Genomic DNA, 21303 nt, shown 5'->3' with positions numbered 1-21303 from the left:
CCGGCGCAGTGGCATGGTGAACTTCGTTGGTAGCGCGCCCTAGCGCAACGAGCGCGGTGCGGTGTCGCCGGCGGCGTCCTGGCGGCGCGTCACGCGCCGTGTGGTCATGGTCGGACGCGCTGCGCCGAACTCGGGCAGGACCCGGCCGCGCGCGCGGCTCGCGAACACCAGAAAGCCGAAGCCGTCCGCCTCGTACCAGTAACCGCCGTTTTCGAGGCCTTCGATCGGCTGCTCGAGCGCGTGAGCGATCGATTCGATGCAGCGCTTGCGCAACTCGCTCGTGCCCGGATAGGGCGGCTGCGCACCGCGCACGCTGCACAGGAGCACGTCGAGCCCCGGCAGGATATGCGCATAGAGCACGGGCTCGTCCTGCGCGCGCGCACGCGCGATCTTGGTATCGAGTTGGCCGAACGGTTTGAAATGACTCAGCACGGCGAGAAATGACTCATCGCCGTCTGCCTTGACGCGTTTGCGCTTTTTCGGGAAGGACATAAAAATTCGCCTGAAAAAGGTGGATTGCAGTACACGCAGCGTTCCCATGCGACCACTCCCGGACTGGTGCGCCGCACGTCGATCCTTTATAGCACACGGATTTGCAGTGTTCATGAGGATAGAGATGGGGACGGTCCGCTTTGACGGCGCGCGGACCGCCTGAAGCGATCCGGCCTGCGCGGCGCGGTTTGCTGCCCCTGTTTCAAAACCCTCATCGCGTTCGCAAACGCCATGCCGGATCGCACGTCGCGCTCATGTAGATATCCCGGCGCTCTCTCGCTTGTCTCCGTCTCAATAATAGACCTGTGTGTGCGCTCGGTGTGGCGAATTGCCGCAAAAAAGCGGGTTTTCCACGACGGGAGGTGTGGGGTGTCACATACATTGTCATCCTGAAAAATCGCGCAGATAATGTTGCGGTTCTGGTGCCCGCGGTTGCCCCAGGGCGCCCTCAGCCAACTGGCATCGCGAGGGCGCATTCGGCGCGAGTACCTGCAAAACGCATTGCAAAAAGCATGGCGAAAAGCACGGCGCGCCGCCCGGACCCGCCACCGAACCGGACCGACATGAAACTCTTCGCCAAGGGGCTCTTGCTGATCGCGATTCCGAGCATCGTCGAACTGGCGCTGCTCGGCGTCGTGTTCGACACGCAGGGAAAGGCCGCGCTCGCGGCCAAACGCGCCGAGAACACGCAGCAAATCCTTTGGCAAGCCAACAGTCTCGTCGACCCGTTGCTGCGCGAAGCCGCGCGCGTGCGCACCGGCATCGTGCTCGAAGACCCTTCCTTCATCGATCGTCACGCTGTCTGGACCGAGTTCTCCGATCGCATCACGCTGCTCGCGCGCATGGTCGCCGACAATCCGCCCCAGCTCGCACGCGTCGAGCGCATGCGCGACGCCGCCTATGCATGGCGCAAGGAAGCGGGTGATATCGCCGATGCGCTGCGCACGGGGCATAGCGCGCCGTTTGCGCGCGCGGCGGCCAACGGCATGCCGCCCGAGATCGAGACGGTGCGCGAGGTGCTGGGCGAGTTCATCGCCGAGGAGACGCGGCTCGACGAGGCCCGCGCCGCAATGCTGCGCGAGACGCGCGAGCGCCAGCAGGACGCGCTGATTTTCGCCGTGGTGGGCTCGATGCTGATCTGGGCGTTCACGGCTATGGCGTTTGCGCGCAACGTGGGTGCGCGCCTCGCCGCGCTCGGCGCGAACGCCGAGCGTCTGGGCGATGGGGCGCCGCTCGCGCCGCCGCTCTCCGGCGACGATGAAATCGCGGCGCTCGATGCGGTGCTGCATCAGACCAGCGCGCGTCTGCGCGTGGCCGAGCGCGAACAGACCGCGCTGAAGGCGCAGCTGCAGGCGCGCGCCGCGGATCTCGCGAGCGCCAACGAGCATTTGCGCCAGGAGAGTCAGGACAACGAGATGTTCATCTACAGCGTGTCGCACGATTTGCGCTCGCCGCTCGTGAACCTGCAGGGTTTTTCGAAGGAGCTGCAGGTATCGTGCGACGACTTGCGCACGCAGGTCGACGCGGCGGGGCTGCCCGAGCACGAATATCGCGCGATGGCCGAAGTGCTCGACGGCGATGTCGACGAATCGCTGAAGTACCTGCGTCAGGCGGTGGCGCGCGCGGCGGCCATCATCGACGCGCTGCTGCGCATCTCGCGCGCCGGACGCCTCGAATACCGCTGGCAGCGCGTCAACGTCGCGCGGCTCGTCGAGCGCGTGCTCGGTGGCCTCGCCGAGGAACGCACGAAGGCCGCGCGTATCGAAGTGGGCGAGTTGCCGCCCGCGTGGGGCGATCCCGCCGCGCTCGAGCAGATCTTCGGCAACCTCATCGAAAACGCGCTGCAGCATCTCGATACCGCGCGCCCGGGCCGGGTCGAGATCGGCGCGCTGGAGGCCGGCGCGCAATCCGCCGGCGAACCCGGCAAAAGCGCGGCAAAGGACCCCGGAAAATCAGCGGGCGGAGCGCCTGGCGAACGTACGCGGACTTATTTTGTGCGCGACAATGGCGTCGGTATCGCGCAGGCGTATCTGCCGAAGCTGTTCCGCGCCTTTCAGCGGCTGCACGGCGGAGAATCGCCCGGGCAGGGCACCGGCCTCGCGCTCGCCAGGCGGATTGCGGAGCGGCATGGCGGGCGCGTCTGGGTCGAATCGACTGAGGGCGCGGGCTCGACGTTCTTCGTCGCGCTGCCGGACCAGCCGTTGCGTACCACATAGCGGGTATTCTGGCCCGCTGCGCGGCAAGCTTTCAACAAGCCTTAAAAAATTCATGCAGGTCGTAGGAGAGTCGAGATGACGAACGGGGAACAGGTCAGCATCGTGCTGATCGAAGACGACGACGGGCACGCCACGCTGGTCGAGCGTAACCTGCGGCGTTCGGGGATCTCGAACGGTTTTCTGCGCTTTCGCGACGGCCAGGAGGCGCTCGATTATTTTTTCGGCACCCCTGGCGATCACCCGGCTGCGCACGCGAACTGGCCGTCGCGCGACACACTCGGCAATTTTGTCGTGCTGCTCGACCTGCGTATGCCGCGTGTGGACGGCTTCGAGGTGCTGCGGCGCCTGAAAGCGGAGCCCGCCACGGCGTCGGTGCCGGTGATCGTGCTCACGACCACCGACGACCCGCGCGAAATCGAACGCTGCTATGAACTCGGCTGCAACGTGTACATCACGAAACCGGTCGAATATGACGCGTTCATCGAGGCCGTTCGCCGGCTCGGCTTCTTTCTCCAGGTCGTCAAGCTGCCGCCGGGACATCGCTTCGTTCAGCCCCGGCCGGGCGGCGCCCGATAACGCACTACGCATGCATCAAGCATGGATTCATCACGCATTGGCAATCGAATGGAACAACGGCGGCAAGAACGGCGGCAAACCGGACCCGTGCCCGAAGGGACGCTTCGCGCATGACTGAGGAACCCACGATGCTGGACGGCGCGCGCGTGCTCGTCGTCGACGACGACGAAGGCATCCTGCGCCTCGCACGCAAATCGCTGCTGCGCGCCGGGGCGCGCGTGGACACCTGCACAGGTGTCGGGGAGGCGCGCGCGCTGCTCGCCGTGCAAACGCCCGACGTGCTGGTGCTCGACTATCAGCTCGACGGCGCGGAAACGGGCCTTGACTTCTTCCGCCGTCTGCGTGCCGACGACGTGCGCGTGCCGGCCATTCTCGTGACCGGTTTCACCGACGAGTCCCGCGTGATCGCCGCATTGCGCGCGGGCGTCTCGGACGTGGTGCCGAAATCGGGTGACTACCTCGACTATCTGCCTGAAGCCGTCGCGCGCGTGCTATCGCAGGTCGCGCTGCAGCGCGCCTCCGACGAAGCGCTGCTCCTGCGCGACCGCGAAGAGCACTATCGCACGCTCTCCGAAGCCTTGCCGCACCTCGTGCTCACCTGCGGCGCGGACGGCAATTGCGACTTCGTCTCGAAGCAGTGGCTCGACTACACGGGTCTCGACGCGGGCCAGTCACACGGTCTCGCTTGGCTCGACGCCGTGCATGCCGACGACCGCGAAGAGATTCGCCACACCTGGCTCAGGGCCGTGAGCAGCGGCGCCGCCGATTATCGCCACGAATTGCGGATTCGCCGCCACGATGGCGCTTATCGATGGTTCGATGTCCGAATCGTTCCGATGCGCGACCCGCGCGGCGGCGTGAACAAATGGTTCGGCAGTTGCACCGACATCGACGCACAGCGTGAAGCGACCCAGGAGCGCGAGCGCCTGCTCGCCTCGGAGCAGGCCGCGCGGCAGACCGCCGAAGAAGCCAACCGCGCGAAAGACCGCTTCCTCGCCATGCTTTCGCACGAGCTGCGCACGCCGCTCACGCCGGTGCTCGCGGGCACGCGTCTGCTGGAGCAGATCCCGGGCCTGCCCGATGCGGCGCGCGCGGGCGTGCTGATGATCCGCCGCAATATCGAGCTCGAGGCGCGTCTGATCGACGACCTGCTCGATCTCACGCGCGTGGCCAACGGCAAGCTGAGCCTTGCGCTGGAGACCGTCGATGTCCACGAGGTGATCGAGGCCGTGCTCGAGCTCTTCCATAGCGAAATCCAGATCAAACAGCAGGACGTCCACGTCGATCTGCGCGCGCAGCAGCATTACGTGCGCGGCGACCGTGCGCGCCTGCAGCAGATGCTCTGGAACCTCGTGCGCAACGCCGCGAAGTTCACGCCAGACGGGGGCCACATCTACGTGCGCACGCGCGACGAGCGCATGCAGGTAGAGATTGAGGTCGAGGATACGGGCATCGGCATTGCGCCCGAGCAGATCGGCAAGCTCTTTCATGCCTTCGAGCAGGGCAGCCACAATCTCACGCGCCAGTTCGGCGGACTCGGTCTAGGCCTTGCCGTGACGCGGGCGCTGACCGAGGCGCACGGCGGTAACGTGAGCGCGAAGAGCCCCGGCGCGCATTGTGGCGCGACCTTCACGATCGTGCTGCCGACTGCGGCGCGAGGCGAAGGGGCGGCCGCGACCGCCGAACTGCGCGGGCGGCACCCGGTGGGCGCGATGAACATCCTGTTGATCGAAGATCACGAGGACACCGCCGAGGTCATGTCGCAACTGATGCGCGCGGGCGGCCACGAGGTGGCGGTGGCGGGCAGCGTGGCCGGCGCGCTCGCGCTCACGGCCAGCATGGCCTTTGACCTCGTGGTGAGCGATATCGGCCTGCCGGATGGCTCGGGCATCGACTTCATCCGGGCGTTTCGTGCGCAATCAACGGCGCCCGCCGTTGCGCTCACCGGCTTCGGCACCGACGACGACGTTCGACGCAGCGTGGAAGCGGGCTTTACCGCGCACCTCACGAAGCCCGTCAACTTCGAGCAGCTCGAACGGCTCATTGAAGAGGCCGCAGCGGCGCGCAGCGCGGCGGCCGAGTCCGATTCCGCCGCGCCTCGTCCCTGACGCTGTCTCGATCCGGGCACAAAAAAGCCCGCGCGACCTTGCGGCGGCGCGGGCTTTTGTCTGGGCGCTCGTGCGGGCTTAGCGCGGATTGTTCTGCAACGAATCGCGGATCTCGCGCAGCAGCAGCACGTCTTCCGGCGTGGGCGGCGGCTCGGCGGGCGCGGCGGCTTGCGGCTGGCGCAGCTTGTTGATGAACTTCACCATCAGAAAGATGATGAACGCGAGAATGACGAAGTTGATCACCGCGGTAATGAACGAGCCATAGCCGAACACGGCCACGCCCGCGGTCTGCAGATCCTTGTACGACTCGGGGTTGCCTTTGTAGCTGGCCGGAATATGGCCGAGCCGAACGAACATGTTCGAGAAGTCGAGGCCGCCCGTGATCACGCCGATGACCGGCATGATGAGGTCTTTCACGATCGAGTTGACAATGCTCGAGAACGCACCGCCGATGATCACACCGACGGCGAGATCCATCACGTTGCCTTTGACGGCGAATTCCTTGAACTCCTGGACGATGCTCATGAGCGGGCTCTCCCTGAATGGTGCAGCACGGGGCTGGGGTCAATACGGCGTATTGGCGCAATCATAGCGAACGCATCCGTATCGCGGTAGCAATTTGACATTCCCTGACCTTTTGACGGGGACCGGCGACGGAGTCCCGGCGAACGCATGCGGCGTGCCCACCGCGCGTGCGCTGAGTTAGCGCGCAAGCGAGATCTGCTGGTGAAAGGTCGCTGGATCGGTGTTGGTGCCACACAGCAGCACGCCGACGCGTTTGCCTTGCAGCGTGTCGCGCAGCGGCCCGAGCAAGCCCGCCGTGGCGGTGGCGCAAGCAGGCTCGACGGCGAGTTTGAGTTGCTCGAAGAGCACGCGCATCGCGCTGCGCAAGGCGTCGTCGGAGACCGTAACGACGCGCTCGAGATGACGGCGGCACAGCGTATAGCTGTATTGCTCCGCATGCGGCGCCATGAGCGAGTCGGCGATCGAGTGCATGTGGGTCAGGCGCACCGTATGGTTCGCGGCGAAGCTGCGCGCCATCACGTCCGCGCCCTCGGGCTCGACGCCATACACGTGCACGCGCGGATTCGCGAGCCGCAGCGCGGTGGCGACGCCCGCTGCGAGCCCGCCGCCGCCGATGGGCACGACGACCGCGTCGAGATCGGGCGCCTGGGTGGCCCATTCGTAGCCGAGCGTGGCCGTGCCGAGCACCGTGCGATAGCCGTTGAAGGGATGCACGAAATAGCGTCCCTCGTCGGTCTCGATACGGCGCACGATCTCGAACGCCTCGCTGCTGTTGCCCGCCACGACGATTTCTGCGCCAAAGCGCTTGCACTGCGCGACGCGTGCCGCGCTCGCGGAGCGAAAGAGCACGACCTTCGCGCTGATGCCAAGGCGCATCGCCGCGTACGCCACTGCAATTGCGTGATTGCCGCCCGAAACGCACGTGACGCCCGCGCTGCGTTGCGCTGCGTCGAGGGCGAGCAGATGCGTGAATGCGCCGCGCACCTTGAAGGTGCCGCTCGACTGCAGCAGCTCGAACTTGAAGTTCACGAGTGTCGCTTCGAGCGTGGACAGATCGTGGCGGTCGAACACCGGCGTGCGCAGTACCCACGGCGCGAGCGCGAAATGCTGCGAGGCGATCTCGTCGAGCGTGGGGATCGCCTCACCGTCGATCGTGTGACTGGTGGGCAGCGGCGCGGCGGTGGACATGATGGTGCGCGTCCGACGTGGTTACTGTGCCAGGGCTTCGACGGACATGCCGTGCACGAGCTTGCGCAGGAAACCTTCGCAGGCCGCGAGCTGTTCGAGCGAGACGTATTCGTTCGGCTTGTGCGCCTGCTGGATGTCGCCGGGGCCGCACACCACGCTCGGAATGCCCGCGCGTGCGAACAGGCCCGCCTCGGTGCCATAGGCCACCTTGCGTCGCGCCTGATCGGCAGTGAGCGCGCGCACGAGCTGCGTGATCGCGGCCTGCTCGGTGGCGTCGAGGCCGGGGGCGGCGGCGATCTTCGTGAACTCGATCGCGCCCACCGCGTGCTCGCGCTGCATCTTCGGCACCAGCGTTTCGCGTGCGTACTGCTCGATGCGCGCGAAGATCGTGTCGGGGTCGAGCGTCGGCAGATTGCGGAACTCGAACGCGAAGCGGCATTCGGCGGGCACCGTGTTGATCGCGTTGCCGCCTTCGATCGTGCTCGTCTGCGCGGTCGTGAACGGCACGTCGTAAAGCTCGTCGAACGGACCGTTCGCGCGGAACTCGTCGGCCATGTCGCGGATGTAGCAGATGAGGCGCGCCGCGTACTCGATCGCGTTCAGGCCGCGCGGCGTGAGCGACGAATGAGCGGCCTGCCCGCGCACGCAGCACTGGTACGCGTTGATGCCCTTGTGCGCGACGATGGGGCGCATGCTCGTGGGCTCGCCCACGATGCAGCCTTCAGGCTTCACGCCGCGCTTCACGAGTTCTTCGATCATGAGCGGCGCGCCTACGCAGCCTACTTCCTCGTCGAACGAGAGCGCGAGGTGCAAGGGCTTGGCAAGCTTCGTCTGCTGGATCTCCGGCAGGAGCGTGAGCGCCGCGCCGATGAAACCCTTCATGTCGCAGGTGCCGCGGCCATAGAGCAGCCCGTCGCGAATCTCGGGCTTGAATGGGTCGCTGTCCCATTTCTGGCCGTCCACGGGCACCACGTCGGTGTGCCCGGAGAGCACGATGCCGCCGTTCGTTTCGCCGTTGTGCGCGGGGATCGTGGCGAACAGGTTGGCCCATTTGCCGTCGCGGCCATAGGTGAGCGTCGATTCGATGCCGCGCGCGCGCAGATCGTCGCGCACGGTCTCGATCAGGCCGAGATTCGGATGGCGGCTGACCGTATCCATCGAAACCAGACGGGTGACCCAGGCAAGCGAGGCGGGAAGGGAGGCGGAAGGCGTGGACGACTGCGCTGCTTCAGCGGCGAGGGACATGTTGGACTCCAGCTTGCTTGTATTCTTCATCTTACCCAAAAAGAATACGGCAAGCCAAAGCCGCGAGCCGTATCGCGTCCCACGCAGCGGGCGACTGCGCTGCGCATGGCGCGCTGCAGCATGACGTGAAAACGCCCGCGCAGAGGGCAATCCGCGCGGGCGTCCGAAGATGATGAAAAGGCGTTCAGCGCGATGCGCCAGCGCGATTGGGCGCACCGAGCGCGCGCAACGTTTCCTTCACGGTCGCAACACGTACCGCGAGATCGGGGCTGCGCGTTTCGATGCGCAGCTTGTCCTGCCCCGCGAGCTTGATGTGCTTGTGCTTCTGCACCATCTCGATGATGCGCATGGCGTCCACGGGCGGATTCGGCACGAACTGCAGGCCGATGACCGCTTCGCCCGCATCGATCTTCGTGATGCCGAGGGGCTTGGCCGCCAGACGCAGACGGTGCGTTTCGATCAGCGCATGCGCTTGCGCGGGCATCTTGCCGAACCGGTCGATCAGCTCTTCCTGAATGCCGTCGATCGAATCGTCGTGCTCGCAGTTCGCGAGCCGCTTGTAGAGCGACAGGCGCTCCTGCACGTCGCCGCAATAGTCGGCGGGCAGGATGGCGGGCGCGTGCAGGTTGATCTCGGTGGTCGCCGCGAGCGGCGCGTTGAGATCGGGCTCGCGGCCGTCTTTCAGCGCCTTCACGGCGTCGTTGAGCATGTCCGTATACAGCTGGAAGCCGATCTCCTGGATCTCGCCCGACTGCTTGTCGCCGAGCACCTCGCCCGTGCCGCGAATCTCGAGGTCGTGCATCGCCAGATAGAAGCCCGAACCGAGTTCCTCCATCTGCTGAATGGCTTCGAGCCGGCGTTGCGCCTGCTTCGTGAGCCCTTGCGGATCGTGCACGAGCAAATACGCGTACGCCTGGTGGTGCGAACGCCCGACACGGCCGCGCAGCTGGTGCAGCTGCGCGAGGCCGAACTTGTCGGAACGGTGGATGAGGATCGTGTTCGCCGTCGGCACGTCGATGCCGGTCTCGATGATCGTCGTGCAGAGCAGCACGTTCGCGCGTTGCGCCACGAAATCGCGCATCACGGCTTCGAGTTCACGCTCGTGCATCTGGCCGTGCGCCACGGCGATGCGCGCTTCCGGCACGAGCGCTTCGAGCATCGCACGGCGGTTCTCGATGGTCTCGACCTCGTTGTGAAGGAAGTACACCTGACCGCCGCGCTTGAGTTCGCGCAGCATGGCCTCGCGAATCACGCTGCCTTCTTCGCGGCGCACGAACGTCTTGATGGCGAGGCGCTTTTGCGGCGCGGTCGCGATCACGGAGAAGTCGCGCAGGCCTTCGAGCGCCATGCCGAGCGTACGCGGAATCGGCGTGGCGGTGAGCGTGAGCACGTCGACTTCCGCGCGCAGCGCCTTGAGCGCCTCCTTCTGACGCACGCCGAAACGGTGTTCCTCGTCGATGATCACGAGCCCGAGGCGCTTGAACTGAACATCGGACGAAAGCAGCTTGTGCGTGCCGATCACGATATCGACGCTGCCGTCGTTGATCTGCTGGATCGAGCCGCTCACTTCCTTGGCGGACTTGAAGCGCGACAGCTCGGCGATGCGCACGGGCCAGTCGGCGAAGCGGTCCGTGAAGGTCTGCGTGTGCTGCTCGGCGAGCAGCGTGGTGGGCGAGAGGATTGCCACCTGCTTGCCGCCCATCACGGCGATGAACGCCGCGCGCAATGCCACTTCCGTTTTGCCGAAGCCCACGTCGCCGCAGACGAGGCGGTCCATCGGCTTGCCGCTCGTCATGTCGCCGATGACCGCGGCGATCGCGGCGGCCTGGTCCGGCGTTTCCTCGAAACCGAAACTCTCCGCGAACTTGACATAGTCTCGCGGCTCGAGCGCGAACGCGTGGCCCTCGCGCGCGGCGCGGCGTGCGTAGAGGTTCAAAAGCTCGGCGGCCGTGTCGCGGATCTGCTGCGCGGCCTTGCGGCGCGCCTTTTCCCACTGGCCCGAACCGAGCGCATGCAGCGGCGCGCTATCGGGATCGGCGCCGCTGTAGCGCGAAATCACATGCAGTTGCGATACCGGCACGTAGAGCTTGCTGCCGTTCGCATATTCGAGGTGCAGGAACTCGGTGTCGCCTTCGCCGAGGTCCATCGTCACCAGACCGTGATAACGGCCGATGCCATGCTGCGCATGGACCACCGGATCGCCCACTTTCAGCTCGGAAAGGTCGCGCACCATCGAATCGACGTTGCTCGCCTGTTCCTGGCGACGGCGCCCGGCGCGGCGCGCGAGCGGGCCGTAAAGCTCGGTCTCGGTGATGACCGCGAGTTCCTCGCCCGGCAGCGAGAAGCCCGTGGAGAGGGGCGCGACGCCCATCGTGAAACGCTCGTCGCCGGTGAGCCAGTCCTCGAAGCTGTCCGCGCCCGCGGGGCGCAGATGGTTGTCGGCGAGCAGCTGCGCGATGGTTTCGCGCCGGCCCGCCGATTCCACCGCGAACAGCACGCGGTTCTTCGTCGTTTCGAGGTACGTGCGCAGCGACGCGAGCGGGTCGTCGGCGTGGCGGTCGATCGCGAGGTTCGGCAGCGCCGTGGCCCAGCCGCCCGCGCTCGTGGCGGGCAGCACGAGACGTGCGAACGGCTTCGCGAACGTGAAGAAGTCCTCGTCGGTCAGGAAGAGTCGCTGCGGCTCCAGGATCGGCCGCTCGCGGTCATGCGAGAGGAAGTTGTGGCGCTGCTTCGTGTCGTTCGTGAAGCGGCGGATCGAGGCGTCGAGGTCGCCCGAGAACACCAGCTGCGCGTTTGCCGGCAGATAGTGGAAGAGCGTGGCCGTTTCTTCGAAAAAGAGCGGCAGGTAGTATTCGATGCCCGCCGACGGCACGCCGTTGCCCATGTCCTTGTAGATCGTCGCGCGGCTCGGGTCGCCCTCGAACACCTCGCGCCAGCGGCTGCGAAACGCCGTGCGCGCGGCTTCGTCGAACGGGAACTCGCGACCCGGCAGCAGGCGCACGTCCTTGACGGGATAGAGGCTGCGCTGGCTGTCCGGATCGAACGCGCGGATCGAGTCGACCTGGTCGTCGAAGAGGTCGATGCGGTAGGGCAGCGGCGAGCCCATCGGAAAGAGGTCGATGAGCGAGCCGCGCACGCAATATTCGCCCGGGCGCACCACCTGGCTCACGTGCTCGTAGCCCGCGAGCGTGAGCTGCGACTTGAGCTTCGCTTCGTCGAGGCGTTCGCCCTGCGAGAACGAGAACGTATACGCCGCGAGGAACGAGGCGGGCGGCATGCGGTAGAGCGCCGTGGTGGCCGGCACGATGAGAATGTCGCAGCGGCCTTCGCCGAGATCGTGCAGCGTCGCGAGGCGTTCGGAAACGAGGTCCTGGTGCGGAGAAAACGTGTCGTACGGCAGCGTTTCCCAGTCGGGCAACAGGCGCACGCGCGCCTCGGGCGCGAAGAACGGAATCTCCTGGGCGAGGCGCTGCGCGTCCACGGCGCTCGCGCAGATCACGGCCAGCAGCGGCGCACGGGCGGCGCTGGCGCGCGCGGCCTCGCGGTAGCGGGCGATCAGGAGCGCGTCGGACGAGCCGTGCGTGCCATCGAACGCGTAGCGCTGGCCCGGCTTGACGACGGCAACGGGGGACGGGGATTGCGAGGAAGCGGCGATATCGGACATGGGCAACAGGGTGGCCGACGTTTGTGTCGGCGCTTGTGTCGGTATGGTGGCCAGTTCAGTTCGGGCACGGTGCAACACCGGGATATGGGGGCCGGTTTGCGGTCTTCAAGTGAATTCGGCGCGCTTTTCCTTACGTTGCGCGGGCATTCCAGGGCCGTTTTGCGGGCGTCCGGCGTGCGGGCAAGGGACCTATTATAAAATCCGTCCTTTAATTTGACTCATGCGGCTCGCGACACCGTGACTTCACGCCTCTTTGCCCTGATTCCGTGCGCCGGTACCGGCAGCCGGTCGGGCTCGGCCATGCCGAAACAATATCGAATCGTTGCCGGACGCGACCTCCTGCACTATACGCTTGCCGCTTTTGACGCCTGCAACGAATTCTCGCAGACGCTCGTGGTGATTTCTCCCGACGATAACCACTTCGACGCCCGGCGCTTCGGCGGCCTGCGCTTTGCCGTGCGCCGCTGCGGCGGCGCCTCGCGCCAGGCTACGGTCTATAACGGCCTCGCCGCGCTCGCCGAATTCGGCGCAACCGACGACGACTGGGTGCTCGTGCACGACGCCGCGCGTCCCGGCATCACGCCGGCGCTGATCCGCGCGCTCGTCGAGTCGCTCAAGGACGACCCCGTGGGCGGCATCATGGCGCTGCCGGTGGCCGACACGCTCAAGCGCGTCGCGCCGAAGGACCCCGCGGCGCCCGGCGCGCATATCGCGCGCACCGAATCGCGCGACGGCCTCTGGCAGGCCCAGACCCCGCAGATGTTCCGCATCGGCATGCTGCGCACGGCCATCGAGCGCGCGCAGCAGGACGGCCACGATCTCACTGACGAAGCGAGCGCGATCGAGTGGCTCGGCCACGCGCCGCGACTCGTGCAGGGCAGCCTGCGCAACTTCAAGGTGACGTACCCCGAAGATTTCGCGCTCGCCGAAGCGATCCTCAGCCGGCCCGCGGAGTAAGCGCGCCGCAATCCCTTTACCCGGAACCCCAAACATGGACATCAGAATCGGACAAGGCTACGACGTGCACGCGCTGGTGCCGGGCCGCCCGCTCGTGCTCGGCGGCGTGACGATCCCCTACGATCGCGGCCTGCTCGGCCACTCGGACGCCGACGTGCTGCTGCACGCCATCACCGATGCGCTGTTCGGCGCCGCCGCGCTCGGCGACATCGGCCGCCATTTCCCCGACACCGACAAGCAGTTCTACGGCGCGAACAGCCGCGTGCTGCTGCGCGAATGTCTGCGCCGCGTGCAGGAGGCGGGCTTCACGCTCATGAACGTCGATACCACGGTGATCGCGCAGGCGCCCAAGCTCGCGCCGCACATCGAATCGATGCGCAAGACGATCGCCGAAGACCTGAACCTGCCGGTCGAGCGCGTCAACGTGAAAGCGAAGACGAATGAAAAGCTCGGCTATCTCGGCCGCAGCGAAGGGATCGAAGCGCAGGCGGCGGTACTGCTGCTGCGCGCATGAGCGGTTATTCAACCGTCATTTTGAAGGGTTGAACGGCGCGAGCAGGACCCGTGCCTGCTCCGCACCTGACGGCGATGATTGCAGCTGCAATCATCGCCGTTGCTTTTCTTGCCGATTAATTTCCGTTTTTTTCGTCCCATACTGAAGCGGTATCCGGAAGTGGGGAGGACGATGGCGGGAGTTGAAAGACGCGTGAAAGGCCTCGATGGCCTGCGGGCGCTGGCAGTGGTGCTCGTGTTCCTCTCGCACAAGGCCCACGTCGACGCGGTCGATGCGGGCAAGATCGGCGTCTGGCTGTTCTTTCTGATCAGCGGCTATCTGATCATCGGTGAGTTGCATCGCAATCGGGTCCGCATCGAGCAGCACAGCGCGCGCACGGCCGCGCTGCTGTACGTCTTTTTCATGAAGCGCACGCTGCGCATTTTTCCCGTGTATTACCTGCTGCTCGTCGCGCTCACCATCGCGCATGCGAGCTTCTATCAGCGCGATGTCGACCTCGGGCTCGCCTGGCATTTCGTATTCCTCTCCAATTACTGGATCGGCGTAGTGCACGACGGTTGGCCCGGCACCGTGTCGCATTTCTGGAGCCTCGCGGTCGAGCAGCAGTTCTATCTCGTCGCGCCGTTTGCGCTGCTGTTCGTGCGCGCGTCGCGCCATCTCGCGCTCTGCGCGGTGGTCATCGCGGCGGCGGCGTGCGCGCATCTCGCGCTCTACGAAGCAGGGGCGATCGCGCCGCTCATCTACGCATTCTCGCCGTGGAATTTCGCCATGCTTGCGCTCGGTGGCGCACTGGCGATTGGCGGCGCGCGCGTGCCACTACGCCCGGGGGTGTTGAGCGCGTTGTGGCTCGTCGGGGCGTGTGCGGCGGTTGCCGGCTTCGCGCTGGCGCGCGCCGATTGTGCTGACTGCGCCGAAGGCGTGACGAGCGTGACGATGCTGCCGGGCTGCTTCGACATCGGGCTCGCGCTCTCGCTCGGCGCGCTGTTCCTGTGGCTCGTGCGCCGACAGGACAGCGTACTGGTCGCAGCGCTGGAACTGCGGCCGCTCGCATATCTCGGCACGATCAGCTACGGCTTCTATCTGTTTCACAACCTCGTGCCGGCGCGCCTTGGCATGGCGCCGGGGCTCTATGCGAGGCTCCATGTGCCCGATATTGCACAGCCGGCCCTCGCGCTCGTGTTGCAGTTCGCGCTGGCCGTGTTGCTCGCCCATCTGTCGTGGCAGGTGCTGGAAAAGCGCGTGCTCGAGTGGAAGCGGCCGCTCGAAACGGCCATACGCAACCGTCTGCCCACCCGCACCGCCGCGAGCCAGACGTGATGCGCCACGGCGCGAGACCTAGAGCGTTCCGCCGCCGACTTCGCGCCCGTCCGGACACAGCTCGCCGGTCTGCAACCCATCGAGCACGCGCAGCACTTCTTCGGCGCTGCGCCCGACGTTGAGGTTGTTCACCGTGACATGCTGGATCGTGTTGTCGGGATCGACGATGAACGTCGCGCGCAGCGCCACGCCCGCTTCCTTGTCGCGTATGCCGAGCTGATCGATGAGTTCGCCCTTCACGTCGCCGAACGAATAGTGATTGAGGCGATCGAGCGTCTTGTCCTCGCGTCGCCAGGCGAGCTTCACATATTCGTTATCGCAGCTGCCGCCCATCACGACCGTTTCGCGGTCATCGAATTCCTTGATGAGCCGTGCGAACGCGACGATCTCGGTGGGGCAAACGAGCGTGAAATCCTTGGGGTAGAAGTAGATGACCTTCCACTTGTTGGCGAAGGTCTGCTCGGTGATCTCGGTGAACGCCGACTCGCCGTTTTCTTCGGGATGGTTGAAGCCGGGCTTCGCGGCCGTGACGGTAAAGGCTTCGAGTTTGTCGCCGACGGTTTTCATGGCGGAGGTCCTCAGACGAGAGACGGGCCGGGCGGCCCGCTTTGACGCCACGCGCTGCGTGGCGTGCCCAGGAAAACGATTGTCGCAGGTGCGGGCGGCGCGTGGTGCGGCGGTGCGCCGCCGCCGGGTCTCGATCAGGAGGGGACGAGCCTCAGGCGCCCTTGGCGAGCGGGAACTCGATCGTCACTTCGAGGCCCGGGCCCGGCAGCCGGTTGCGCAGGCGCAGCGCGCCGCGATAGCGGCCCACGAGGCGCTGCACGATGGCCATGCCGAGTCCCGTGCCGTTGGCCTGCGTGCGGGCCGTATCGACGCGGTAAAACGGCCGCGTGACGAGCGGGAGCTGATCCTCGGGAATGCCCGGGCCTTCGTCGACCACCGAGAGCTCGACGCGCGAATGCGAGACGCGCGTTTCGAGCATGATGTGCGGAATGCCGTCTGTTTCGCTCGCGCCGTACTTGCGCGCGTTCTCGATCAGGTTGCCCACGACGCGGCGCATGTCGGTGTCGTCGGCTTCGATCATGGCCGAGGGCGCGAGTCGCGTGATGAGACGCACGCCGTCTTCGCTTGCCATGCGCGCGGCCATCTCGCCGGCGATGACCGAGAGGTCGACGCGCTCGGGCATGCGCTGGGTGGGCCGAGCGTAATCGAGGAAGCGGCCGATGATCATGTCCATCTGCTCGATGTCGTCGATCATCGCGTCCTTGGTGGCCTGGTCGGACGGACTCATCTCCGTCTCGAGGCGCAGGCGCGCGAGCGGCGTGCGCAAATCGTGCGAGATGCCCGCGAGCATCAGCGCGCGGTCGGCCTCCAACTGCTCGAGGTCGCGCACCATCTGGTTGAACGAGCGATTCGTTTCGGCCGCGACGCCCATGCCGCTCTCAGGCAAGGGCGCAGGCGGCTGTCCCGAGCCCAGCATGCGCGCCGACATGGCGAGCCGCGCGAATGGCCGGTTCACGAGACTCGTGATGAAGGCCGCCCCGAAAAGCGATAGCGCAAGCGCCGAGACACCCCATCCGACCCACTGCAAACCGGTGACGTTGTCGAGCTGGTCGCGGTCGAGCGCGACCCAGTAGTCGTCTTCGTCGATCTTGAAGCTGATCCACACGCCCGGAATGTCGTTCACGGACTGCGCGATCACGGTGTCGTCGCCAAGACGGCCGCGGATGTCGTGCTCGATCAGGCGATTGAGCGACTCATCGGGCTGGAGCTTGTATTTGTCGGTGGTTTCGCGCGGGTACACGCGCACGCCCTCGTTACTCTCGAGATCCTGCAGCAGTGCGCGGCGCAGATCGGGATCGGAGTAGAGGAGTGCGGTGCGCGTGAGCTTCACGATCGCGACGAGCTGGAGCGCCACGCGCTGCGCGCGCGGCTCCCGTTCGATCACGCGAAAGCTCTGGAACCACGCGGCGAGACTGACCGCGATGAGAAGGGCGATCAGCAGGAAGGTGCGCCAGAACAGATCGCCGAACGCGAGCGTGAGCAAACGCCGGTCAATCCGCATGGGCCCTTCCCGTTTCAACAGAGGCAGTGCAGACAACGAGACACCATTCAGGATCACGCGGCGCCGTCGGGAATGAACACATACCCGAGGCCCCAGACCGTTTGAATGAAACGCGGGCTGCCCGGATCGGGTTCGATGAGCTTGCGCAGGCGCGAGATCTGCACGTCGAGGCTGCGGTCGAACACTTCGTATTCACGGCCGCGCGCCAGTTCCATGAGCTTTTCGCGCGAGAGCGGCTGGCGCGGATGACGCGCGAACACCTTGAGCACCGAGAATTCGCCCGTGGTGAGCGGAATTTCCTGGCCGGCCTTGGTGAGCGTGCGCGTGGCGAGGTTCAACGCGAATTCACCGAACTCGAACACTTCGGTGGTTTCCGAGGGCGCGCCCGGCAGTTCGGACGGCGCCTGACGGCGCAGTACCGCGTGAATGCGGGCGACGAGTTCGCGCGGGTTGAAAGGCTTGGGCAGATAGTCGTCGGCACCCATTTCGAGGCCGACGATGCGATCCACGTCCTCGCCCTTGGCGGTGAGCATGATGATGGGCGTGCGGTCGTTGCTACCGCGCAGGCGGCGGCAGATCGACAGGCCGTCTTCGCCTGGCAGCATGAGGTCGAGCACCAGCAGGTCGAAACGCTCGCGCACCCACAGCTTGTTCATGGCGGGGGCGTTTTCGGCCACATAGACGTTGAAGCCTTGCTCGCCGAGGTAGCGGCGCAGCAGGTCCCGCAGTCGGGGATCGTCATCGACAACGAGAATTTTGGACGGGTTTTTGGTTTCCATGCCTGGCATCTTAGCGCGATTGGATAGTGGTGCGAGTTTGCACCAATTATCAGGTTACAGTCAGTTACAAAATTTACCCGTGCTGTGCCACGACCGCAAGCACCGACAGATAGACTTCTTTACGGAAAGCGGCAGTTCGGTAGATACTTCATTCGACTTTAAAATTCATGCCCGCGCCGAGCCGGGTTCGCACATGTATTCGAGGTAGCCGTTTGCCGCGTCAAGAAGGGAACAAAACGATGGGAGGGGTCAGGCCGACAATGCGCCACACCATGCTTGCACTGGCGCTAGCCGGTGGCGTGGCGGCTGCACTGGAGTCGGTGCCGGCCCGGGCCCAGCCCTCCGCAGACCGCTACGAGAACTCGCAGTCCTCCGCTCGCTCGCCGTTCGGCAAATCGTCGATGCGGCGCGTACGCAGCGACACGATCCCGCGCCCCGCGTCGGACATCAACCAGCGTCCCGCGGTTCCCCCCGATCTCGATCAGCGTCGCCGCGACGGCCATATGACGCCTGATGAGCGGCGCCTCCTGCGCCAGCACATCGAAGACGCCGTGCGCGAACTGTACAAGCGCTAATGCCGCTGAGGCGGTGTAAATGCCGCTCTGCTGCGAAAGTGCCGCAATAACGTTTACGCGATTTTCTCTTCGCACCTCATGCACGCCTTTCTCACGCCTTTCATGATTTTATCGGCTTCGAAGCGCGCATTCGCGCACTTGCGCCGCCGAAACGCGCTGAAAAATACCGTAGCAATTGCACTGTCAACATCCGTTTCGTCGCAGCCGTTAAGCCGGTACCTTTAATGATTGCGCCGGCGGTTTCGTCGTGCGCCCATTCATCATGAGCGACTCCAGACGGTCGAAGGCAAGCGCGCAGTCCGCCGCCCGCGCAGCGGCGCCCGACGACGGCGCGGATGCACTGCTCGATGCCGATGACGCCCGCCATCTTCTCGTGCGCACGGGCTTCGCGCCGCGCGAGAGCGAAGTCGAGCCTTACGTGGGGCTCTCGCGAGAGCAGGCTGTCGCGCGGCTCGTCGGCAGCGCGCGCCGCGAGGCGCTCACGCCGCTGCCCGCGTGGACCGCCGAAGTCCCGCCGAGTCGGGCGCAGCGCAACGCGTGGACCCCTGAAGAGCGCCAGCAAGCGCAGCGCCAGCGCAGTGCGCGCTATGACGAATTGCGCGCATGGTGGCTGCGCGAGATGCTCGTCACGCCTTCGCCGCTGACCGAGCGCATGACGCTCTTCTGGCACAACCACTTCACCTCGGGTCAGGACAAAGTCGGCGAACCGCAGTTGATGGCCGCGCAAAACGCGCTGTTGCGGCGCGATGCGCTGGGCAGTTTCGCGAGCATGCTGCATGCGGTCGCGAAGGACCCCGCGATGCTGCTTTACCTCGACGGCGCGAGCAATCGCAAGGGCCGGCCCAACGAGAATTTCGCGCGTGAAGTGATGGAGCTGTTCACGCTGGGCGAAGGACAGTACGCGCAGCGCGACGTTGCCGAAGCGGCGCGCGCCTACACGGGTTGGAGTCTCGATCCCGACACCCAGGCGTTCGTCTGGCGCGCCGATTTGCACGACGACGGCGAGAAGACCGTGCTGGGACGCAGCGGGCCGTTCGACGGCGACCAGGTGCTCGACATCCTGCTCATGCAGCCGCAAACTGCCAGGTATGTGTCGGCGAGGCTTTGGCGCGAGTTCATCTCCGCGACGCCCGACGATGCGCAGCTTGCAAGCGTCGCCGATCGTTTTCGCGCAAGCGGTTATGACGTCGGCGCCGCGCTTCGCGCGCTCTTCGTCACTCCCGCGTTCTGGGATGAGCGCAATCGGGGTGTGCTCGTCAGTTCGCCTGTGGAGTTCATCGTCGGCACGCTGCGGCGCTTCGATGTGGCCTATGGCGATACGCTGCCGTTCGCGCGCCGCTCGGCCGCGTTGGGCGAGAACCTGTTCTATCCGCCGAACGTGAAGGGGTGGCCCGGCGGGGCATCGTGGATCAATAGCTCGACGCTGCTCGCGCGCAAGCAGTTCGTCGAGCAGCTGTTTCGTGCGACGGAAGCAGGGCGGCCGCATGCTTCGGCCGCAGCGACCAGGATCGCCGCAAGCCTGCCGCAAAACATGCAGAACGCGCCGAACGCGATGCGGCGTGACGCGTTGCAAGGCGGCATGCGCTTCGATCTGGATGGCTGGCTCTCGCGCTACGGTCTCACCGCCGATGCCACGCCAGGCTTGTCCGCGCAGTTGCAAATGCAGCATGCAGTCCTGCCGCTGGCGCCCGTCGATGCGATTGCAGTTGGCAGCCGTGCGGGTTCGTATCTCCAGGCACTGCTGATGGATCCGGTGTATCAGTTGAAGTGAAGCAATGAATACGAATAGCCGAATCCCTGGCGGCAATGTGCGCCGCCGCACTGACGAGCGAGGCAAGCCATGAAGCGACGCGACTTTCTTGCAGCCGGTGCGACGGCCGCCGCGGTGGCGGGTACTACGCTATGGTTGCCTCGCGCTGCGCGCGCGCAAGGCACGGTGTCCATGCATGCGGGCACGGCGAGCGGCTACGAGAACCTGCTGATTCTCGTCGAGCTCAAGGGCGGCAACGACGGCCTCAACACCGTCGTGCCGTTTGCCGATCCGCTCTACTACAGCTACCGGCAAACGATCGGCGTGCCGCGCGCACAGGCGATTCAACTGGACGAGCGCACGGCGCTGCATCCGGCGCTCGCGCCGCTCATGCCGATGTGGCGCTCGCACGAGCTCGCGATCGTGCAGGGCGTGAGCTACCCGCAGCCCAATCTTTCGCATTTTCGATCGATCGAGATCTGGGACACGGCTTCGCGCTCCAACGAATATCTGCGCGAGGGCTGGCTTACGCGCGCGTTTGCACGCGAGCCGGTGCCGTCCGGATTCGCCGCCGATGCGCTCGTGCTCGGCAGCGCCGAGATGGGGCCGCTCTCGAACGGCGCGCGCGCCATCGCGCTCGTCAATCCGGCGCAGTTCGCACGCGATTCGCGCCTCGTGACGCCGGTCTCGCTCAAGGAACGCAATCCCGCGCTCGCGCATATCCTCGATGTCGAGAACGACATCGTGCATGCCGCCGATGCGCTGCGTCCCCGCCCGGGCAATTACGCGCTGAAGACTGCGTTTCCGCCAGGCGCGTTCGGCACCTCGATCAAAACGGCCATGCAGGCGCTCGCCTCGAGCGACACCCCGCAAGGTACGCCGATGGCGGGGCGCGGTGTCGCGGTGATTCGTCTGACGCTGAACGGCTTCGACACGCATCAGAACCAGCCGCAGCGTCACGCCGACTTGCTGCGCCAGTTCGCGACGGGCATGGCGGCGATGCGCTCGGCGCTCGCAGAACTCGGGCGTTGGGACCGCACGCTCATCGTGACGTATGCGGAATTCGGGCGGCGGGTGCGCGAGAATCAAAGCCGCGGCACCGATCACGGTACGGCTTCGGCGCACTTCGTCGCGGGCGGGCGGGTGGCGGGCGGGCTCTATGGCCAGGCGCCGCAACTCACGCGGCTCGACGGCAACGGCAATCTGCCGGTGGGCGTCGATTTCAGGCAGATCTATGCGACCGTGCTAGGCCCGTGGTGGGGCCTCGACGCGCAGGCCGCGCTGCAGCAGCGCTTCGAGCCGCTGCCCTTGCTGCGCGCGTAGCGCGGG

General features: G+C 65.9%; 17 protein-coding genes. 9 read left to right on the top strand and 8 right to left on the bottom strand.

Features of this window, described 5'->3' with window-relative positions; genetic code table 11:
- Positions 1-39: 39 nt before the first annotated feature.
- The gene (locus BFD71_RS30975) at positions 40-540 is read right to left on the bottom strand and encodes a hypothetical protein (protein WP_028206958.1); all 501 of its coding nucleotides are present in this window, start codon (positions 538-540) and stop codon (positions 40-42) included.
- A gap of 515 nt (positions 541-1055) precedes the next feature.
- On the opposite strand from BFD71_RS30975, the gene BFD71_RS30970 reads away from it, so the two are divergent.
- The 3 genes from BFD71_RS30970 to BFD71_RS30960 all read left to right on the top strand — a co-directional run bounded on the left by BFD71_RS30970 (position 1056) and on the right by BFD71_RS30960 (position 5392).
- Positions 1056-2708 carry a sensor histidine kinase gene (locus tag BFD71_RS30970; protein WP_069268133.1) on the top strand — a complete coding sequence of 551 codons (1653 nt, stop codon included), beginning with the start codon at positions 1056-1058 and terminating at the stop codon, positions 2706-2708.
- A gap of 75 nt (positions 2709-2783) precedes the next feature.
- A complete protein-coding gene (locus BFD71_RS30965) occupies positions 2784-3284 on the top strand; it encodes a response regulator (protein ID WP_069268111.1) in 501 nt (166 codons plus the stop codon).
- 110 nt (positions 3285-3394) lie between these two features.
- A complete protein-coding gene (locus tag BFD71_RS30960; protein ID WP_069268110.1) occupies positions 3395-5392 on the top strand; it encodes a hybrid sensor histidine kinase/response regulator in 1998 nt (665 codons plus the stop codon).
- A 78-nt stretch (positions 5393-5470) separates the two neighbouring features.
- Here BFD71_RS30960 and mscL read toward each other — a convergent pair whose 3' ends face one another.
- The 4 genes from mscL to mfd all read right to left on the bottom strand — a co-directional run bounded on the left by mscL (position 5471) and on the right by mfd (position 12014).
- Positions 5471-5917, bottom strand: coding sequence for a large conductance mechanosensitive channel protein MscL (gene mscL / locus BFD71_RS30955; RefSeq protein ID WP_069268109.1), 447 nt, complete (start codon positions 5915-5917; stop codon positions 5471-5473).
- Positions 5918-6094: 177 nt separating this feature from the next.
- Positions 6095-7105: a threonine/serine dehydratase gene (locus tag BFD71_RS30950; RefSeq protein WP_069268108.1), complete on the bottom strand. Its 1011-nt coding sequence runs from the start codon at positions 7103-7105 to the stop codon at positions 6095-6097.
- Positions 7106-7126: 21 nt separating this feature from the next.
- Positions 7127-8350, bottom strand: a complete 1224-nt coding sequence (gene argE / locus BFD71_RS30945; protein ID WP_069268132.1) for an acetylornithine deacetylase — start codon at positions 8348-8350, stop codon at positions 7127-7129.
- 184 nt (positions 8351-8534) lie between these two features.
- The gene (mfd, locus tag BFD71_RS30940) at positions 8535-12014 is read right to left on the bottom strand and encodes a transcription-repair coupling factor (protein WP_069268107.1); all 3480 of its coding nucleotides are present in this window, start codon (positions 12012-12014) and stop codon (positions 8535-8537) included.
- Positions 12015-12251: 237 nt separating this feature from the next.
- On the opposite strand from mfd, the gene ispD reads away from it, so the two are divergent.
- The 3 genes from ispD (at position 12252) to BFD71_RS30925 (ending at position 14802) form a co-directional block, all read left to right on the top strand.
- The gene (gene ispD / locus BFD71_RS30935) at positions 12252-12971 is read left to right on the top strand and encodes a 2-C-methyl-D-erythritol 4-phosphate cytidylyltransferase (RefSeq protein WP_069268106.1); all 720 of its coding nucleotides are present in this window, start codon (positions 12252-12254) and stop codon (positions 12969-12971) included.
- Positions 12972-13005: 34 nt separating this feature from the next.
- Positions 13006-13485 carry a 2-C-methyl-D-erythritol 2,4-cyclodiphosphate synthase gene (gene ispF, locus BFD71_RS30930; RefSeq protein WP_069268105.1) on the top strand — a complete coding sequence of 160 codons (480 nt, stop codon included), beginning with the start codon at positions 13006-13008 and terminating at the stop codon, positions 13483-13485.
- 171 nt (positions 13486-13656) lie between these two features.
- Positions 13657-14802 carry an acyltransferase family protein gene (locus BFD71_RS30925; protein WP_069268104.1) on the top strand — a complete coding sequence of 382 codons (1146 nt, stop codon included), beginning with the start codon at positions 13657-13659 and terminating at the stop codon, positions 14800-14802.
- 18 nt (positions 14803-14820) lie between these two features.
- Here the strand turns inward: BFD71_RS30925 and BFD71_RS30920 are convergent, their stop codons facing one another.
- The 3 genes from BFD71_RS30920 to ompR all read right to left on the bottom strand — a co-directional run bounded on the left by BFD71_RS30920 (position 14821) and on the right by ompR (position 17658).
- Complete coding sequence (locus BFD71_RS30920) at positions 14821-15369, bottom strand: peroxiredoxin (RefSeq protein WP_069268103.1); 549 nt, start codon at positions 15367-15369, stop codon at positions 14821-14823.
- A gap of 151 nt (positions 15370-15520) precedes the next feature.
- Positions 15521-16870 carry an ATP-binding protein gene (locus BFD71_RS30915; RefSeq protein ID WP_069268102.1) on the bottom strand — a complete coding sequence of 450 codons (1350 nt, stop codon included), beginning with the start codon at positions 16868-16870 and terminating at the stop codon, positions 15521-15523.
- A gap of 53 nt (positions 16871-16923) precedes the next feature.
- Entirely contained in the window at positions 16924-17658 is a 735-nt protein-coding gene (ompR, locus tag BFD71_RS30910; RefSeq protein WP_027814652.1) for an osmolarity response regulator transcription factor OmpR, read from the bottom strand.
- A 251-nt stretch (positions 17659-17909) separates the two neighbouring features.
- Between ompR and BFD71_RS30905 the strand changes: the two genes are divergently transcribed.
- The 3 genes from BFD71_RS30905 to BFD71_RS30895 all read left to right on the top strand — a co-directional run bounded on the left by BFD71_RS30905 (position 17910) and on the right by BFD71_RS30895 (position 21297).
- Positions 17910-18224, top strand: coding sequence for a hypothetical protein (locus BFD71_RS30905; RefSeq protein WP_069268101.1), 315 nt, complete (start codon positions 17910-17912; stop codon positions 18222-18224).
- Between the two features lie 262 nt (positions 18225-18486).
- Positions 18487-19995 carry a DUF1800 domain-containing protein gene (locus BFD71_RS30900; protein WP_083245561.1) on the top strand — a complete coding sequence of 503 codons (1509 nt, stop codon included), beginning with the start codon at positions 18487-18489 and terminating at the stop codon, positions 19993-19995.
- A gap of 69 nt (positions 19996-20064) precedes the next feature.
- Entirely contained in the window at positions 20065-21297 is a 1233-nt protein-coding gene (locus tag BFD71_RS30895) for a DUF1501 domain-containing protein (RefSeq protein ID WP_069268100.1), read from the top strand.
- Positions 21298-21303 lie beyond the last annotated feature (6 nt).

Source organism: Paraburkholderia nodosa, assembly GCF_001718195.1.
GTDB lineage: Bacteria > Pseudomonadota > Gammaproteobacteria > Burkholderiales > Burkholderiaceae > Paraburkholderia > Paraburkholderia nodosa_A.
Note: the sequence above shows the minus strand (reverse complement) of the source record. Positions and strands in the feature narration are given on the sequence as shown.

Bases quoted from the DNA above. Each gene is read 5' to 3' on its own strand.
- BFD71_RS30895 (WP_069268100.1), top strand. From the start codon at position 20,065: ATGAAGCGACGCGACTTTCTTGCAGCCGGTGCGACGGCCGCCGCGGTG.
- BFD71_RS30975 (WP_028206958.1), bottom strand. From the start codon at position 540: ATGGGAACGCTGCGTGTACTGCAATCCACCTTTTTCAGGCGAATTTTT.
- mfd (WP_069268107.1), bottom strand. From the start codon at position 12,014: ATGTCCGATATCGCCGCTTCCTCGCAATCCCCGTCCCCCGTTGCCGTC.
- BFD71_RS30920 (WP_069268103.1), bottom strand. From the start codon at position 15,369: ATGAAAACCGTCGGCGACAAACTCGAAGCCTTTACCGTCACGGCCGCG.
- mscL (WP_069268109.1), bottom strand. From the start codon at position 5,917: ATGAGCATCGTCCAGGAGTTCAAGGAATTCGCCGTCAAAGGCAACGTG.
- ompR (WP_027814652.1), bottom strand. From the start codon at position 17,658: ATGCCAGGCATGGAAACCAAAAACCCGTCCAAAATTCTCGTTGTCGAT.
- BFD71_RS30915 (WP_069268102.1), bottom strand. From the start codon at position 16,870: ATGCGGATTGACCGGCGTTTGCTCACGCTCGCGTTCGGCGATCTGTTC.
- BFD71_RS30905 (WP_069268101.1), top strand. From the start codon at position 17,910: ATGCGCCACACCATGCTTGCACTGGCGCTAGCCGGTGGCGTGGCGGCT.
- ispF (WP_069268105.1), top strand. From the start codon at position 13,006: ATGGACATCAGAATCGGACAAGGCTACGACGTGCACGCGCTGGTGCCG.
- argE (WP_069268132.1), bottom strand. From the start codon at position 8,350: ATGTCCCTCGCCGCTGAAGCAGCGCAGTCGTCCACGCCTTCCGCCTCC.
- BFD71_RS30925 (WP_069268104.1), top strand. From the start codon at position 13,657: ATGGCGGGAGTTGAAAGACGCGTGAAAGGCCTCGATGGCCTGCGGGCG.
- BFD71_RS30970 (WP_069268133.1), top strand. From the start codon at position 1,056: ATGAAACTCTTCGCCAAGGGGCTCTTGCTGATCGCGATTCCGAGCATC.
- BFD71_RS30960 (WP_069268110.1), top strand. From the start codon at position 3,395: ATGACTGAGGAACCCACGATGCTGGACGGCGCGCGCGTGCTCGTCGTC.
- BFD71_RS30950 (WP_069268108.1), bottom strand. From the start codon at position 7,105: ATGTCCACCGCCGCGCCGCTGCCCACCAGTCACACGATCGACGGTGAG.
- BFD71_RS30900 (WP_083245561.1), top strand. From the start codon at position 18,487: ATGAGCGACTCCAGACGGTCGAAGGCAAGCGCGCAGTCCGCCGCCCGC.
- BFD71_RS30965 (WP_069268111.1), top strand. From the start codon at position 2,784: ATGACGAACGGGGAACAGGTCAGCATCGTGCTGATCGAAGACGACGAC.